Origin of the sequence: Adlercreutzia equolifaciens (genome assembly GCF_029076695.1) — a bacterium.
Classification (GTDB): Bacteria; Actinomycetota; Coriobacteriia; order Coriobacteriales; family Eggerthellaceae; genus Adlercreutzia; species Adlercreutzia equolifaciens_A.
The window spans coordinates 1-303 of the sequence record NZ_JARFIK010000372.1; the positions used below are offsets into that span (position 1 = coordinate 1).

Below are 303 nucleotides of genomic sequence, written 5' to 3' on the forward strand. Positions count from 1 at the left end.
CTACATCCTTGTCATAGTTTGTGGAAAAGATCTTTCCCAACTCCAATGAGTAGTAGTATACGTGCTTAATATCTTCAAACTGCTTGAAAAGTAATTCTGCCCTGATTTTCTGGCTCTTGGTCCATTTATCAGGTGATTTAAATAATAAATATCTGCTTCTGGCTAATAATTGCCTGAGTGTATCTCCGTTTTCGAGTTCTTCTGCTTTATGTACTTCCCCCTTCTCTTTTGCCGCTTTCATGGCTTTATTCTCCTCTTTTATCACTTGCCATCTATATGTAATACGCAACTCTTGTACCGCTT

At 38.0% G+C, this 303-nt stretch carries 1 protein-coding gene; it reads right to left on the reverse strand.

What is annotated here, in order from left to right; genetic code table 11:
* A partial coding sequence (locus PZH32_RS12800) for a transposase (protein ID WP_275208636.1) occupies window positions 1–241 on the reverse strand: 241 nt, incomplete at its 3' end.
* Between the last annotated feature and the right edge of the window lie 62 nt (window positions 242–303).